The organism is Mesorhizobium sp. M7A.F.Ca.US.007.01.2.1, assembly GCF_003998165.1.
In the GTDB taxonomy this organism is placed as follows: Bacteria; Pseudomonadota; Alphaproteobacteria; order Rhizobiales; family Rhizobiaceae; genus Mesorhizobium; species Mesorhizobium ciceri.
Map to the genome: position 1 here is coordinate 24,137 of NZ_RZQP01000030.1, position 14,997 is coordinate 39,133.

Here is a 14,997-nt window from a genome sequence, read left to right on the forward strand (position 1 = left end):
CGGAGAACATCGCATGCCTGTCGAACTCGTCGGGAAGACATTGCCGGGCGCGTTGCCGGTCCATCTGGTCGCCAGGGACGGTCTGGACGCGGCCGGTCTTGCGCCGGCCGCCATCGCCTGGGCCAGGGCCAACGGCTTTTCCGGCGAGGCAGGCAGGACACTGGTCGTGCCCGGCGAAAACGGGGCGCTCGGCGGCGCCTTGTTCGGTATCGGCGATGGCGAAGGCGCGCTTGCCCTCGGCGCATTGTCGAAAGCCTTGCCGGAAGGCGACTGGCATTTCGCCTTGGCGCCGGCCGAGGCCGAACTCGCGGCGATCGCGCTGCTGCTCGGCGGTTATGTCTTCACCCGCTACGGCAAGAAGCCAGGCAGGGCGCTGCGCTTCGGCCTGCCGGCCGACGTCGATGCCGGGCGCGTTCGCCGCATTGTCGATGGCGTCTTCCTGACACGCGATCTGGTCAACACGCCGACCAGCGATATGGGTCCGGAAGATTTGGAGCAGGCGGTGCGGACCCTGGCCGCCAGGCACAAGGCCGAAGTCTCGGTGATCAAGGGTGACGATCTCCTCGACCGGAACTTCCCGATGATCCATGCGGTCGGCCGTGCGTCGACCAGCGCACCGCGCTTGATCGACATGCGATGGGGGCAGCAAGACGCACCGAAGGTGACGCTGGTCGGCAAGGGCGTCTGCTTCGACACGGGCGGCCTCGACATCAAGCCATCGTCCGGCATGCTGCTGATGAAGAAGGACATGGGCGGTGCCGCCAATGTCCTTGGCCTCGCCTCGATGATGATGGCTGCCGGGCTGAATGTGCGGCTGCGCGTGCTCATTCCCGCGGTGGAAAATTCGATTGCCGGCAACGCCTTCCGGCCTGGCGACGTGCTGATGAGCCGCAAGGGCATCACTGTCGAGATCGGCAACACGGATGCCGAGGGACGGCTGGTGCTGGCCGACGCGCTGGCGCTGGCCGACGAGGAGGAGCCGCAGCTTCTGGTTGACATGGCGACGCTGACCGGGGCTGCCCGTGTGGCGCTCGGCCCCGATCTGCCACCGTTCTACACCGGCGACGAAACGCTGGCATCCGATCTGGCGGAGGCTTCCGTCGCGACGGAGGATCCGCTGTGGCGCATGCCGCTGTGGCGGCCCTACGATGCAAAACTGTCGTCGAAGATCGCCGACATCAACAATGTCACCACGGACGGTTTCGCCGGCTCGATCACAGCGGCGCTGTTCCTCAAGCGCTTCGTCGAAAAAACCGCGGGCTGGGCGCATTTCGACATCTTCGCCTGGAACCCGGCTGACCGTCCGCATGGCCCCGCCGGCGGCGAGGCACAGGGCATCCGCGCGCTGGAGCGGATCATCGCGAAACGCTATGGCTGACAGTCGCAGGCGAAAGACGGCAATCGCTTTGACTGAAACGGAACCGAAACAATTTGCCGTCATGCTGGCGCGATGTCGATTGCGATGCGCCCGAGCCAGGCCTTGCGACTGTGGCAGCAGGTGATGCTGTCGCAGGTGCGCGACGACGCGCCCGATCTGACCATGCGCCAGACGGCGATCCTGTTCACCATCTATCTCGATCCGCCGCCGCACACCGTGCGCGGGCTCGCCGCCCGGCTCAATGTCACCAAGCCGGTGATCACCCGCGCCCTTGACACGATGGGCGCTTTGAAACTCGTCTCGCGCCATCGCGACGAGCTCGACAAGCGCAATGTTCTGATCAGGCGCACGGTCGAGGGCGCGCTCTTTGTCGAGCGCTTCGGCGATGGTATCATCGCCAAGGCGCTCGAACTGCCTATGTGAGCGAATTTACCTTTTCAACAGAGTGCTCGATTTGACTGCCAGGGATGCCCGCCTTCACGCTTTTCGCTCCGACCTTGCCGATGCACGGCTGAAGGGCGAGGTCGCCGCTGACCGCTTCGTCGCCGGCCGGCCGGCGCGGGTCATCGCGTCAGTGGCCGATATGCGCAAGGCGCCGCGGCCGGATGCCGGCGTCAACACGCAAGCCCTGTTCGGCGACGATGTCCTGGTCTTCGATGTCGCTGAAGGCTGGGCCTGGGTCCAGGCCGAACGCGACGGCTATGTCGGCTACGTCGCTGACACGATGCTGGGCAAACGGGACCATACGCCGACGCACATCGTCTGCGTGCCGCGCACCTTCCTCTACCCCGGGCCGGATCTGCGCTTTCCGATCGCCGGACAATTGTCGATGGGATCGACGGTGACAGTGACGGAGGCGGCCGAGACGCGCGGTACGCACTATGCGGTCCTGCCGTCCGGCGAGGCGCTGATCGCAGGTCACCTGCGGCCGCTCAGTGAAGCTGCCTCCGACTATGTCGCGGTTGCCGAGGCGTTTCTAGGAACACCCTATCTCTGGGGCGGCACTTCCGGTTTCGGCATCGACTGTTCGGGGCTGGTGCAACTGGCGATGCGCATGGCCGGCAGAGACGTGCTGCGCGATTCCGACATGCAGGCTGCGGCCCTTGGCGAGCCGCTGGAACCGGGACCTGATTTCTCCGGCTTGCGACGCGGCGATCTGGTGTTCTGGAAGGGCCATGTCGCCGTGATGACCGATGCCGACACGATGATCCACGCCAACGGCCACACCATGCTGGTGTCGCGCGAAGGCCTGAAGGATGCGGTTGATCGCATCGGTTATCTCTATGGTGGCCCGACAGGGTTCAGGAGGCCGTAGCCTTTCTTCCTTCGCCCCGTTCACGGGGAGAAGGTGCCCGAAGGGCGGATGAGGGACAGCGCCAGCATTGAGAGGTTCGCGCCGCCCCCCACCTGCCTGCCGGCATCCTCTCCCCGTACCGGGGCGAGGAAAGCTCACCTCGATCACCTTTTGTTCCGATTTTCCTTGGCGTTCGCGCGCCGTCGCGCTACCTCTGGCGGGTGACAGTTGAGCCGCGCCTTGCCGAACAGAATGCCGCCGTGGCCCTGCCCGAACCATTCCTCAGATGGTTTGGCGAGAAAGGCTGGTCGCCGCGCGCCCATCAGATCGAACTTCTGGCGAAGGCCCAGGCCGGTCAGTCGGTACTGCTGATCGCGCCGACCGGTGCCGGCAAGACGCTGGCCGGCTTCCTGCCTTCGCTGACCGAACTGGCCAATCGGCCAAAGAGAAAGCCGGGCCAGGCGCAGCGCGGTATCCACACGCTCTACATCTCGCCGCTGAAGGCGCTTGCCGTCGATATCGAGCGTAATCTCGGCAAACCGGTGGAAGAGATCGGGCTGCCCGTCACCATCGAGACGCGCACCGGCGACACGCCGGCGCACAAGCGCCAGCGCCAGAAACTGGTGCCGCCCGATATCCTGCTGACCACGCCCGAACAACTGGCGCTGCTGATTGCGGCCGGCGATGCCAGACGCTTCTTCGAAGATCTGCGCTACGTCGTGCTCGACGAACTGCATTCGCTGGTGACATCGAAACGCGGGCATCTGCTCGCGCTCGGCCTGGCACGGTTGCGCAGCTTTGTCCCTGGTCTGCAAACCATCGGGCTATCGGCGACGGTGGCCGAACCTGACGAGTTGCGGCGCTGGCTGGTCAGCCAGAATCCACCCAAGGGTTCGACAGGCCATGACATGGCCGAACTGATCGTCGTCACCGGGGGTGCGAAACCGGAGATTTCCATCCTCGACTCCGAAGAGCGCGTGCCATGGGCGGGACATTCTGCGCGCTACGCCACGCCGGAAATCTATCGCGAAATCAAGCGCCACAAGACGACCCTGCTGTTCGTCAACACGCGCAGCCAGGCGGAGCTGCTGTTCCAGGAATTGTGGCGGGTCAACGAGGACACGTTGCCGATCGCGCTGCATCACGGTTCGCTCGACGTCGCCCAGCGCCGGCGGGTCGAGAAGGCGATGGGCGAAAACGCGCTGCGCGCCATCGTCGCCACCTCGACTCTCGATCTCGGCATCGACTGGGGCGATGTCGATCTGGTGGTGCATGTCGGCGCGCCAAAGGGGGCGAGCCGACTGGCACAGCGCATCGGCCGTGCCAACCACCGCATGGACGAGCCGTCCAAGGCGATCCTCATCCCCGCCAACCGCTTTGAGGTGCTGGAATGCCGGGCCGCCCTCGACGCGAACTATCTAGGCGCGCAGGACACGCCTCCGTTGATCAATGGCGGGCTCGATGTGCTGGCCCAGCATGTGCTCGGCTGCGCCTGCGGCGCGCCGTTCCGTGCCGATGACCTGTACGAGGAGGTGCGAACGGCAGCACCCTATGTCAGCCTCGACCGGCCGACATTCGACCGCGTCATCGACTTCGTTGCCACCGGCGGCTATGCGCTCAAGAACTACGAGCGCTATGCCCGCATCCGTTTGAACAAGGACGGGTTGTGGCGGGTGTCCAATCCGCGCGTCGCCCAGCAATACAGGCTGAATGTCGGCACCATCATCGAGGTGCCGGCGCTGAATGTTCGATATGTGCAGGCCGGCAGCAAAGGCGCGGCTTCGCGTGGCGGCCGGGTCCTCGGCAAGATCGAGGAGGCCTTCCTCGAAACGTTGACGCATGGCGACACGTTCATGTTCGCCGGCAAGGTGCTGCGCTTCGAGGGCATCCGCGAGAATGAATGCTTCGTGTCGAACGCGCCGGGCAGCGATGCCAAGGTGCCCTATTATGGAGGCGGCAAGTTTCCGCTTTCGACCTATCTCGCCGAACAGGTCCGCATCATGCTCGATGACCCGCAGCGATGGAAAAAGCTGCCCGAGCAGGTCGCCGACTGGCTGCGCTTCCAGGCCGACAAATCGGTGCTGCCCAAGCGCGACGACCTGCTGATCGAGACCTTTCCACGCGGCAATCGCCACTATCTGGTGGCTTACCCGTTCGAGGGCAGGCTGGCGCACCAGACGCTCGGCATGCTGCTCACCCGCCGCCTCGACAGGGCAGGAGCCAGGCCGCTCGGCTTCGTCGCCACCGATTATGCGCTGGCTATATGGTCACTGGGCGACATGGGCGCGATGTTCAAAGCCAGGAAGCCTTCGCTGAGCGCACTTTTCGACCAGGACATGCTGGGCGACGACCTCGAAGCCTGGCTGGCCGACAGCTGGCTTCTCAAGCGCACCTTCCGTAACTGCGCGCTGATTTCCGGATTGATCGAGAAACGCCACCCTGGCCAGGAGAAGAGCGGCCGCCAGGTCACCGTCTCGACCGACCTGATCTATGATGTGCTGCGCAGCCATGAACCGGACCACATCCTGCTGCAGGCGACGCGTGCCGATGCGGCGGCCGGCCTGCTCGATGTCAGCAGACTTGCCGACATGCTCTCGCGCATCCAGGGTCGAATCGTGCATAAGGCACTCGAACAGATATCGCCGCTCGCCGTGCCGATCATGCTCGAGATCGGCAAGATGCCGGTGAACGGCGAAGCCGATGAGACATTGCTGATGGATGCGGCGACGCTGGTCGCAGAGGCCATGGGGCCGGAGATGGTCGAGGAATGAATTTTTCGCTGGCGCGCACATCGCTGATCGCCGAGGCCGATCTTGTCGGCATCGCCGGCAAGCGCGCCGTCTGCGACCCGCGCGGCGTGCTCTATTTTCCGGATCTGCGGCTTCTGGCCGTGTCCGATCTGCATCTGGAAAAGGGTTCGTCGCTGGCACGCCGCGGCACGCTGATCCCGCCCTACGACACCGGCGCGACCTTGCTGCGATTGCAGGCCGTCATCGCTGACTACCAGCCGTCTATCGTCATCAGCCTGGGCGACAGCTTTCACGATGGCGGTGGCGCCCAGCGCATGCATGCAAGCTTCCGCGAGCGGCTGGAGGCGTTGATATCAGGCCGGCAATGGTTCTGGGTCGCCGGCAATCATGACCCGGAAGCGCCAGCCGACCTGCCTGGCGAGACGGTGCGTGAACTTGCCATCGGCTCGCTGCTGTTCCGGCATGAGCCGTCGAAGCAGCGTGTCGAAGGCGAAATAGCGGGCCATCTGCATCCCTGCGCCCGCATCGTCCAGCAGGGCCGCTCGGTGCGGCGGCGCTGCTTTGCCGGCGACGGAGGCCGCATGATCATGCCGGCCTTCGGCGCCTATACCGGTTCGCTCAACGTTCTCGACCGCGCCTATGCCGGGCTGTTCCGGCTGGACACGCTGATGGCCTATATGCTGGGCGCCCAACGCATCTTTGCCATTTCCGGCTCGATGCTGCGGCCGGGCTAAACAGCCCTACCTGCCGTAATAAAGCGTAACCGTGTGCTTCGCCTCTGCAAAAAACAGCCAGCGCTCGACCAGCATGCCGGCGAACTGGATTGCAGCAGCGAGTACCGACAGCAACGCTGCCGGCGGCCAGGGCAGGGCGAACACAATGGCGAGCAGCCCCAAGGGCAACGCGAAGGCCAGAAGCTGCGTGATCTGGCGCAGCCGCGCGCCATGCTTGCGCGCGATGCGGAAACCCATTTCCTTGAGCAGGTAATTCTCTTCGGTATGCGGCCATTCCAGCGACCGCACCGTACCTCCCGCCAGCCCGGTCGCGGTGTTGGCGGTGGTCGGAATCTCCAGCCGGTCATTGTAGCGCCAGGTCGCGAGCTTCCAGCCCCAGCCGGTCAAGGTCAGCAGCAGGCAAGCCGCCAGCTGCACCTTCGAACCAAGCGCAAAGCCCTGCAGCAGTGCGTTCAACAGCACGCTGCCGGTCATCGCCGAAAAGATGAGATAGCCGGGCAGGGTGAAGCGGCTGTGCCACTGGGCGATCGGTTTCAGCGACGCATAGATCATGCCGGTGGTGCAGATGGTGATGATTGCGCCGATGGCGGCCAGAGATCCGGCGATGCCGACCCAGCCATCGGTCTTGCCGAAGAATATCCAACCGATGCCGAACAGTCCCGCCGGAATGAAGGTGATGACCGAGGCAACACCTTCGCGCGACAGCCATGAACTGCGCCATTGTGAGAACGCCCGCCAGGCGCGTTCGGGGCGGCCGAGATGACCCGTCGAGGACAACAGGCCGGCCACGATCAGGCCGAGCGCCAGCCCCATGCCGATAAAGCCCAGCCAGAAATCGGGTGGGATGATCTGGAAGCCTCCGAGCGTGCCCAGCAGCGCGAGCAGGCCGTAGCCCGCGCCGGTGGCAGTGGTGAAGAAGACGACGGAGAAGGCTGGATGCATGGGTCAGTTCGAAAGCATGCGGTCGACCCAGCCGAGGAAACCGCCTTCGGCCCGCACCGGTTCCAATGCCGGCGCGGCCACCGATGCGGCGCGCGCGGTGTGGGCGCGTGGCGGCAAATATTTGTTGGTCGGGCGATAGCCGAGCTCAGGCATCAGGTCGACACCACCGCGCTCCGCCACCAGTTGCGAGACAGCCGACAGGGGATCGCCGAGATCGCCGAAATGCCGGGCGCTGGTCGGGCAGGCGGCGACGCAGGCCGGCACGCGGTCTTCTTCGGCCAGATTGTCATTGTAGATGCGGTCGACACACAGTGTGCATTTCTTCATCACCCCGACATCGGTGTCGAATTCGCGTGCTCCATAAGGACAGGCCCAACTGCACAATTTGCAGCCGATGCACTTGTCCTCGTCGATCAGCACGATGCCGTCCGAAGCCCGCTTGTAGGAGGCGCCGGTCGGGCAGACGGTGACGCAGGCCGGCGTCTCGCAATGCAGGCAGGAGCGCGGGAAGTTCACCGTCCGTCCGCCCATCTCGGTGGTGTGCTCATAAGCGTGCACGCGGTTGAACCAGACGCCGTCGACATGGCCGCCATAGGGATCGATGTCGGTCAGCGGCGCCATGTGGCCGCCGGTGTTCCATTCCTTGCAGGCGGTGACACAGGCCTGGCAGCCGACGCAGGTATCGAGGTCGATCACGAGGCCGAGTTTCTTGTCGCTTTGACTTGGCAGACAGGTCATTTGGTCGCCTCTCTCGCCCTGCGGAATTCGGCGCCGAAAATCAGTCTGTCGGGCGAGGGTTCGAAATGCGGCGGCTGCAGGAAACGCTGGAACTGCGGCTCGGTGAACCCGGCTTCTTCGGCTGCGCATTTGACGATGCGCACGCGCAGGTCGAACCACGCAGCCTGGCCCGTCACCGGATCGGAATTCGAATAGCGTTTGCCCTGAGCGTCGGCCGAGGTCTGGTCGCCGATGATATGGTTGAGCAGGAAGCCGCGGTTGCTCTCGGCCGCGTCGTCCTTCAGCCCCCAACTGCCGCGCCTTTTGCCGATGGCGTTCCAGGTCCAGACCGTGCTTTCGTTCACCCCGTCGATCAGCTTGATCTGCCCCTTCACTCTGCCGTTGATGCTTTCGATCCACACCCAGTCGTCATCGACAAGGCCGAGACCGGCTGCCGTCCGGTGATGCACGAACAGCCGGTTCTGGCTGGTGATCTGCCGCAGCCACGCATTCTGCGAACCCCAGGAATGGTACATGTGCATCGGCCGCTGCGTCAGCGCATGCAGCGGATATTTTTCGAGGTCGACGACCGCTTCCTCGAAGGGCATGTGCCAGAACGGCAGCGGGTCCATGTAGGTCTCGATGCGCTGGCGATCGCCTTTCGGCGGCACCACACGGCCATGGCCACGCGCGGCGAGCCTGAAGCGCTGCATCGGCTCCGAGTAGAGCTGGAAAACGATCGGTTCGGCTTTCGGGATAAAACCCATCTGCACTGCGAAGTCGAGATAGGAGCGGTTGGCCATCTTGTAATAGCGCTGGTCGTCCGCGAAATCATGATGCCAGAAGCCGCCATTGTCGATGTAGCGCTGCAACTGGTCCGGGTTGGCCTCACCCCTGCCGGTCGAGGTCCCATCCTTGCCGCGCCAGCCGGCGAGCGGGCCGATGCCGGGCGTGCGCTCATGGTTGACGATGTAGTCGGCATAGTCGCGGTATCTGGCCGAGCCGTCCTCATCGACGAAACCAGGCAGGCCGAGCCGGGCGCCGAGTTCGATCAGCACCGACTGGAACGGCCGGACGTCGCGGTCGGGCTCGATGACGGGATGGCGGATGGCGTCGCCCGGTCCGTCGGCATGACTGATCGGCCGGTCGAGCAGGCTGATGCAGTCGTGGCGCTCGAGATAGGTCGTGTCCGGCAGCACCAGATCGGCGAACGGCACGGTCTCGGAATAATAGGCGTCGGAATAGATGATGAAAGGGATCTTGTAGTTGCCCGCTTCGTCGCTGTCGGTCAGCATCGCCATGGTCTCGACGGTGTTCATCGAGGAATTCCACGCCATGTTCGACATGTACATCATCAGCGTGTCGATCTTGTAGGGATCGCCTGCCCAGGCGTTGCGGATGACGGTGTGCATCAGGCCGTGCGCGGCCAGCGGCGCGTCCCACGAATAGGCCTTGTCGATGCGAAGCGGCGTGCCGGCCTCGTCGACCAGCAAATCGTCCGGCCCGCAGACGAAGCCGAGCGGCATGCCGTCGAGCGGCGTCATCGGCTTGACGGTCTTGCCCGCCGGCTTCGGTCCGGGCGGCGCGGATCGAGGGTAGGGCGGCTTGAAGCGGAAGCCGCCGGGGACATCCACCGTGCCCAACAGCACCTGAAGGAGATGGATGGCGCGGCAGGTGTGAAAACCGTTCGAATGGGCCGAGATGCCGCGCATGGCGTGCATCGAGACAGGCCGCCCCTTGATCGTCTCGTGGCGGCGCCCGGCCCAGTCGGTCCAGGCGATCGGCAATTCGATCGTCTGTTCGAAGGCGACATGGGCGAGTTCGGCGGCGATCCTGCGGATCGTGTCGGCGGCAATGCCGCAGCGCTCGGCGACCGAGTCCGGTGCGTAACTCTCATCGAGGTAGCGGTCGGCGATCAGCTGGAACACCGGGACGCAGCGGCGCCCGCCGATCGTGAAGCTGCCGGTCAGCGCCGGTTTCGCACCGGCATCGGCGGCGCTGACCGGTGTCTTCGCCATCCTGTCCCAAGCCAGCGGATTGCCGTCGGCATCGCGCACGAACAGCCCGTCATCGGCAGCACCCGGCTCCTGGATGAGGAGCGAATGGGCATTGGTGTAGCGCAGCAGATACTCGAGATCGACGCGGCCCGCCTTGAGCAATTCGTGGATTAGGGCGAACACGAACAGGCCGTCTGTTCCGGGCCGGATGCCGATCCAGTCATCGGCAATGGCATTGTAGCCGGTGCGGCACGGATTGATCGAGACGACCTTGGCGCCGCGCGCCTTGAGCTTGCCGAGACCGATCTTGATCGGGTTGGAATCGTGATCCTCGGCGACACCGAACAGCATGAAATACCGGGTGTTGTCCCAGTCGGGCTCGCCGAACTCCCAGAACGAACCGCCGACCGTATAGAGGCCGCCGGCCGCCATGTTGACCGAACAGAAGCCGCCATGGGCGGCGAAGTTCGGCGTACCGAACTGGCTCGCCCACCAGCCGGTCAGCGACTGCGACTGGTCGCGGCCGGTGAAGAAGGCGAGTTTCCTGGGGTCGGTCCGGCGGATGTTCGACAGCCGTTCCGTAGCGATCGAGAGCGCCTCTTCCCACTCGATCTCGCGGAACTCGCCGGAGCCGCGCGGGCCGGCGCGCAGCAATGGCTTCTTCAGCCTTGCCGGGCTGTAATGCTGCATGATGCCGGAGCTGCCCTTGCCGCAGATCACGCCGCGATTGACCGGGTGGTCCTTGTTGCCGTTGATGTAGCGGACCTTGCCATCCTTGATGTGTACATCGATTCCGCAGCGGCAGGCGCACATGTAGCAGGTCGTCTTGGCGATGCTGTCGGAAACGGCAGGCGAGGTGTCGACGCCGTCGCCTTCATCGGGCGCTCGCGTGTCGGCAAGCGGGCGTTGCGATGGTGCCGAATTCGCGCCGCGCGGCGGTCCCTGCATCATGATCCGGTGGCGCCTGTACGGCGCATGGATTTGGCCCGCGTCTTCGGTCCGGGGCCGCGCACGTAATGCTCTTCCGGGTGGTAACGATCACCGGCAAGCCGCCGCCTTATGCCGCGGATCCAATGCGCAAGCAGGGATCTGAAACGCCCGATCATTCTGCTCTCTGCGATCTTTCGGCGAATTTTTTCTAACTTCGCTGGAAAACTTAGAATAAAGCTATCGATCTGTCTAATCAGTTGTTCTTGTAAATTCGATCGATATTGGTTCTTAATACGGACATGACCCTGGATCAGTTGCGGATTTTCGTCGCCGTCGCCGAGCGCGGCCATATGACCAAGGCGGCGGAACTGCTGGGCATTTCGCAGTCGGCGGCATCGGCGGCCATCCGGGCGCTTGAAGAACAGCACGGCGTCCACCTGTTCAACCGCGTCGGCCGCAACATCGAGCTTGCCCAGACCGGCCATCGGTTCCTGCCCGAGGCCAAGGCCGTGCTCGAACGGGCCGCCGCTGCCCGCAATGTGCTGGAGCATGTCTCGCAGACCGTCACCGGCAGCCTCTCGATCGCCGCCAGCCAGACCATCGCCAGCTACTGGCTGCCGCGCCGGCTGGCTTCCTTCCACGAAGCCTATCCGGCCGTCAGGCTGAGCGTCTCCATCGGCAACACCAGGCAGGTCGAGGCCAATGTCCTCGATGGCGCGGCGGATCTGGGCCTGGTCGAAGGCCGCACCGAGTCCGATATCCTGCGCCGCACCAAGGTCGACGTCGACAGGCTGATGCTGGTGGTTGCCAGCGCGCATCCGGAGATCCCCGAAGTCGCGCCCGGCCGCCCTGACATCAAGGGCCTGCGCTGGATCATCCGCGAGGGTGGTTCGGGTACGCGCGAGGTGCTGGAGGATCTGGCGCGCCACGAAGGGATTTCGCTCGCCGACCTCCAGATATTCCTGGTGCTGCCGAGCAATGAAGCTATTCGCCAGGCGGTCGAGGCGGGGGCCGGCGCCACCATCATCTCCGAGCTTGTCGCGGCTCGCGCCGTGGCCGAAGGCAGTCTGAGATCGGTGCCGCTCGAACTGCCGAAACGCGACTTCGCCATGATCACCCATCGCGATCGCCAGGCAAGCCTGGCCCAGATGGCGCTCAAGGCGCATCTCGACGGCAAGGCGGATGCCCCGTCGGCGGGCTAGAGTATCAGAGTTTGCGGGTTTGCCGTTGGCTCGGAGGTCTTGGTACTTTGTATCGAGTGGCTGATTGAAACGCCTCACCACGACCTTCCTCCCCAGATGGGCTCGCTAGCGCTGTCCGCCTCGACGCTCAGCCGTCACTCTGGCAATCCGGCGTCCCGCAGCGCGCTTCCCAGAGTCTCCGCGAGCGCTTGCGCACAGCGCACGCCAGCAAATTGGCGGCTGTAGCGGAAGCCCGGCTGAAGCTCGCGCACGCGCGCGGCGGCGGCCCTCGCTTCGTCCAGCCGGCCGAGTTTGGCGAGCGCAGCGGTCAGTTGCACGTAGGTGATGCTGTGTGCCGGATTGGCTTGAACGGACTTGTAGGCTGCGCGACAAGCTTCTTCGTAACGCCCGCGCAGCAAATGGCTCATAGCTTGGGCGTCAAACGCGGCCCAAGCCCACGAATCGAACGGGCTTAGCCGGATACCCTTCTGGCTCCATTCTATCGCGCGTTCTGCTTCGCCGTCCCATCCGAGAACGACGCTGCCAAGAATGTAAGTCAGCGCCGATGACGGGCTAATGGCGAGGGCTGCGTCTAACGCCGTGAATGCAGCGGCGCGATCATGCGCGTCCATGCCGATCGAAAACCCTGCCCATGTCAGAGCGAGTGCATCGTCTTGTCCATGGACAATGGCCAATCGGGCGTGCCGGATCGAAGCCGCACGGTTGAATTCCTGCAGCCCGGCACGAAGGAACAAACAATGATGACACATTGCTGCATTGCCATGCGCAAGGGCATAGGCAGGCTCGAGTGCGATGGCACGCTCAAGAAGCGCCAGTGCTCTCGTAACTTGTTCCGGCATACCTGTATCGACATCAGGCTGGGCTTGAAGCACGAGATCGTATGCGTCGAGACTCTCTGGGCGCTTCCGCCTGACACGTTCAATTTCCGCTTTTCGCAAGCTTGGAGCAATCGCGCCCACCGCTGATAGCGCGATTTCGTCCTGAAGCGCGAAAATGTCCTCCGAACTGCGGTCGTAGCGCTCGGCCCACACGTGCGCGCCGGTCGATGCATCGATCATCTGAGCGGTTACGCGCACACTACCGCCAGCTTTGCGCACGCTGCCTTCGAGGACATATCGTACGCCAAGCTCGCTGCCGACCTGCTTCACGTCCACGGCGCGGCCTTTGTAAGCGAAGGTCGAGTTTCGCGCGATAACGAAAAGCCATTTTATGCGTGCCAGGCCGGTGATGATGTCATCGACCATTCCATCGGCGAAGTACTCCTGTTGCGGATCTCCGCTCAAATTCGAGAACGGCAGGACCGCGACGGAAGGCTTCTCAGGCAAGGTCGGCGCCGACGCGGTGCGGGCGGCTGCAAAACGATCGGGGACATTCGTCGCAACAGCCGGTCCTACATAGCGATAGCCTCGGCGCGGCAGTGTTTCGATCCAGCTCTCAGCATCCGCTGCGTCGGCCAATACCCGGCGCAAGGCCGCGATCTGGACCGTCAGGTTGTTGTCGGCAACCGCCAATTTGCCCCAGCCGGCTTCGACCAGCGCGTCTTTGGATACCGGTACGCCCGCGTTTTGGAGCAGCAAACGCAGAAGCGAAACGGCGCGTTGCCCAAGCATGGTCGGCTCGGCGCCGTGATACAAAATGCCCGCCACCTGATCGAGACGGAACGGGCCAAACTGATAAAGGTCGCCTCCGATTGTCATCCAACGCTTTTAGCAAATTTTTGGGAACGAATTCACGACTTTCCCGGCATGACGGCCAATGTTGCACAGGTGCTTGCCGGAAGTAAGCACCCAGTCAAAGGAGGATCCTATGAGCGCCAATGCCATTATTCGCATGCCCGACGAGAAGAAGGGGATCATGCTGCGTGGTCAACCTATGGTCTTCCTCGTCACCGGCGAAAACACCAAGCACACGAGCATGTTCGACTGGACGATCCCAGCGGGATTCGCCACCGGACGGCATGTTCACCGTGTGCAGGAAGAGACGTTCTATCTGCTCGAAGGCGAGTGTGCGTGGCATGTCGGCGACAAGACGGTTCGCGCAATGCCCGGAACCTATCTGTTCATTCCACCGGGAGTGCCGCACGACATCACGAATGTCAGTGAGAGACCCGCCCGCGTGCTGATGACCGTCTCTCCGCCTGGCCACGAACGCTACTTCGAAGAACTTGCCAGACTCGCGGCGCAGGGTGCGCCGGACCCAAAAGCCCTCGCTGAGCTGAGGAACCGCTACGATACTGACCAGCTCTCGACTTTGACGACACGCGGGTAGGCATCTGTCACGGCGGCCCCACGGCAGCTTCTGGCCCATTGCGACATATCGCGCTGGCGCACGAGCTTGGTCGCTATCGGCGCAAAGCGGACGTGATCTTCATCGCATCACGCCGAAGGTTATGGGTACACGACCTGGCCTAAAGCGGATCAGTAATCTCTGAAAAGCTGGACCGCTCGAAGAAAGCCTCAGCCGAACTTGCGTTGCGCATCCAGCGCCAGGCCAAGTCCGACCGAGCCGAACATGTCGCCTTCGATGACGGATGCCTGCGGCACCAGCGACAGGATCTCTCGTTTGGCCAGCGGGATCGCGGTCGATCCGCCGGTCAGGAACACCGCGGTGATGTCGGACGGCTTCACCTCAGCGTCCCTGATAGTCTGCCCGACCGTTGCGGTGACCCGCTCGATGTCCCTGGCAATCGTCGCGTCGAGCCCGCTGCGCGTGATTTCGGCGGTGAACTCCGCACCCGGCAGCTTCACAGCGACCTCTGCGGATGACCTGTCGGTCAGCTCTATCTTGGCCTTCTCGACACGTGCGGCCAGCGCGTGTCCGTAGCGGTGTTCGACGACGTGGATGAAACGGTCGACCAGGTCGGCGCGCTCGGCCTCGTAGCGGATCTGGCGCAGATGCGTCATCGCCTTGGCGGTGTAGACCAGGTTGATGCGCTGCCATGTGGCGAGGTCGATGAAATAGCTTGCCGGCAGGTTGCGCTTGCCGTCCTTGGTCGGCGTCAAATAGCCGAGCTGCGGCATGACATGGGCGATGCTCAGCAGCCGGTCGAAATC

At 63.9% G+C, this 14,997-nt stretch carries 13 protein-coding genes; 7 read left to right on the forward strand and 6 right to left on the reverse strand.

Annotated features, from left to right (window positions below; all coding sequences use genetic code 11):
* The first annotated feature begins 13 nt into the window (after positions 1-13).
* The 5 genes from EN949_RS08435 (at position 14) to pdeM (ending at position 6,156) form a co-directional block, all read left to right on the forward strand.
* The gene (locus EN949_RS08435) at positions 14-1,378 is read left to right on the forward strand and encodes a M17 family metallopeptidase (protein WP_127370730.1); all 1,365 of its coding nucleotides are present in this window, start codon (positions 14-16) and stop codon (positions 1,376-1,378) included.
* Positions 1,379-1,450: 72 nt separating this feature from the next.
* Positions 1,451-1,801 (forward strand): MarR family winged helix-turn-helix transcriptional regulator, encoded by a 351-nt coding sequence (locus tag EN949_RS08440; protein ID WP_013533675.1) that lies wholly within the window; start codon positions 1,451-1,453, stop codon positions 1,799-1,801.
* Positions 1,802-1,832: 31 nt separating this feature from the next.
* Entirely contained in the window at positions 1,833-2,693 is an 861-nt protein-coding gene (locus EN949_RS08445) for an NlpC/P60 family protein (RefSeq protein ID WP_027161742.1), read from the forward strand.
* A gap of 200 nt (positions 2,694-2,893) precedes the next feature.
* The gene (locus EN949_RS08450) at positions 2,894-5,443 is read left to right on the forward strand and encodes a ligase-associated DNA damage response DEXH box helicase (protein ID WP_063170000.1); all 2,550 of its coding nucleotides are present in this window, start codon (positions 2,894-2,896) and stop codon (positions 5,441-5,443) included.
* A complete protein-coding gene (gene pdeM / locus EN949_RS08455; protein WP_063170001.1) occupies positions 5,440-6,156 on the forward strand; it encodes a ligase-associated DNA damage response endonuclease PdeM in 717 nt (238 codons plus the stop codon). The genes EN949_RS08450 and pdeM overlap by 4 nt, the downstream gene beginning before the upstream one ends.
* 6 nt (positions 6,157-6,162) lie before the next feature.
* Here the strand turns inward: pdeM and EN949_RS08460 are convergent, their stop codons facing one another.
* From EN949_RS08460 to EN949_RS35805, 4 genes are read right to left on the reverse strand one after another with little or no spacing between them, the layout of a single operon-like run.
* Positions 6,163-7,098 carry a DmsC/YnfH family molybdoenzyme membrane anchor subunit gene (locus EN949_RS08460; RefSeq protein WP_127366794.1) on the reverse strand — a complete coding sequence of 312 codons (936 nt, stop codon included), beginning with the start codon at positions 7,096-7,098 and terminating at the stop codon, positions 6,163-6,165.
* A gap of 3 nt (positions 7,099-7,101) precedes the next feature.
* The gene (locus tag EN949_RS08465) at positions 7,102-7,836 is read right to left on the reverse strand and encodes a 4Fe-4S dicluster domain-containing protein (RefSeq protein WP_127267783.1); all 735 of its coding nucleotides are present in this window, start codon (positions 7,834-7,836) and stop codon (positions 7,102-7,104) included.
* Positions 7,833-10,763: a molybdopterin oxidoreductase family protein gene (locus EN949_RS08470; RefSeq protein ID WP_164754690.1), complete on the reverse strand. Its 2,931-nt coding sequence runs from the start codon at positions 10,761-10,763 to the stop codon at positions 7,833-7,835. Before EN949_RS08470 ends, EN949_RS08465 begins: the two co-directional genes overlap by 4 nt.
* Positions 10,760-11,092 carry a hypothetical protein gene (locus EN949_RS35805; RefSeq protein ID WP_127366833.1) on the reverse strand — a complete coding sequence of 111 codons (333 nt, stop codon included), beginning with the start codon at positions 11,090-11,092 and terminating at the stop codon, positions 10,760-10,762. Before EN949_RS35805 ends, EN949_RS08470 begins: the two co-directional genes overlap by 4 nt.
* Here EN949_RS35805 and EN949_RS08475 point away from each other — a divergent pair.
* The gene (locus EN949_RS08475; protein WP_013533668.1) at positions 11,042-11,944 is read left to right on the forward strand and encodes a LysR family transcriptional regulator; all 903 of its coding nucleotides are present in this window, start codon (positions 11,042-11,044) and stop codon (positions 11,942-11,944) included. The two genes, EN949_RS35805 and EN949_RS08475, sit on opposite strands and share 51 nt — an antisense overlap.
* Before the next feature lie 134 nt (positions 11,945-12,078).
* Here EN949_RS08475 and EN949_RS08480 read toward each other — a convergent pair whose 3' ends face one another.
* Complete coding sequence (locus tag EN949_RS08480) at positions 12,079-13,641, reverse strand: winged helix-turn-helix domain-containing tetratricopeptide repeat protein (protein ID WP_127366832.1); 1,563 nt, start codon at positions 13,639-13,641, stop codon at positions 12,079-12,081.
* Positions 13,642-13,750: 109 nt separating this feature from the next.
* Here EN949_RS08480 and EN949_RS08485 point away from each other — a divergent pair, with 109 nt between their 5' ends.
* Positions 13,751-14,212, forward strand: coding sequence for a cupin domain-containing protein (locus EN949_RS08485; RefSeq protein WP_127366831.1), 462 nt, complete (start codon positions 13,751-13,753; stop codon positions 14,210-14,212).
* 188 nt (positions 14,213-14,400) lie between these two features.
* On the opposite strand, the gene EN949_RS08490 is transcribed toward EN949_RS08485, so the two are convergent.
* Positions 14,401-14,997 (reverse strand): Hsp70 family protein (locus EN949_RS08490; protein WP_164782486.1); only part of this gene is annotated, 597 nt, incomplete at its 5' end.

Coding starts and splice junctions, on each gene's coding strand:
- EN949_RS08435 (WP_127370730.1), top strand. CDS start 14: ATGCCTGTCGAACTCGTCGGGAAGACATTGCCGGGCGCGTTGCCGGTC.
- EN949_RS08440 (WP_013533675.1), top strand. CDS start 1,451: ATGTCGATTGCGATGCGCCCGAGCCAGGCCTTGCGACTGTGGCAGCAG.
- pdeM (WP_063170001.1), top strand. CDS start 5,440: ATGAATTTTTCGCTGGCGCGCACATCGCTGATCGCCGAGGCCGATCTT.
- EN949_RS08460 (WP_127366794.1), bottom strand. CDS start 7,098: ATGCATCCAGCCTTCTCCGTCGTCTTCTTCACCACTGCCACCGGCGCG.
- EN949_RS08465 (WP_127267783.1), bottom strand. CDS start 7,836: ATGACCTGTCTGCCAAGTCAAAGCGACAAGAAACTCGGCCTCGTGATC.
- EN949_RS08470 (WP_164754690.1), bottom strand. CDS start 10,763: ATGATGCAGGGACCGCCGCGCGGCGCGAATTCGGCACCATCGCAACGC.
- EN949_RS08475 (WP_013533668.1), top strand. CDS start 11,042: ATGACCCTGGATCAGTTGCGGATTTTCGTCGCCGTCGCCGAGCGCGGC.
- EN949_RS35805 (WP_127366833.1), bottom strand. CDS start 11,092: ATGGCCGCGCTCGGCGACGGCGACGAAAATCCGCAACTGATCCAGGGT.
- EN949_RS08480 (WP_127366832.1), bottom strand. CDS start 13,641: ATGACAATCGGAGGCGACCTTTATCAGTTTGGCCCGTTCCGTCTCGAT.
- EN949_RS08485 (WP_127366831.1), top strand. CDS start 13,751: ATGAGCGCCAATGCCATTATTCGCATGCCCGACGAGAAGAAGGGGATC.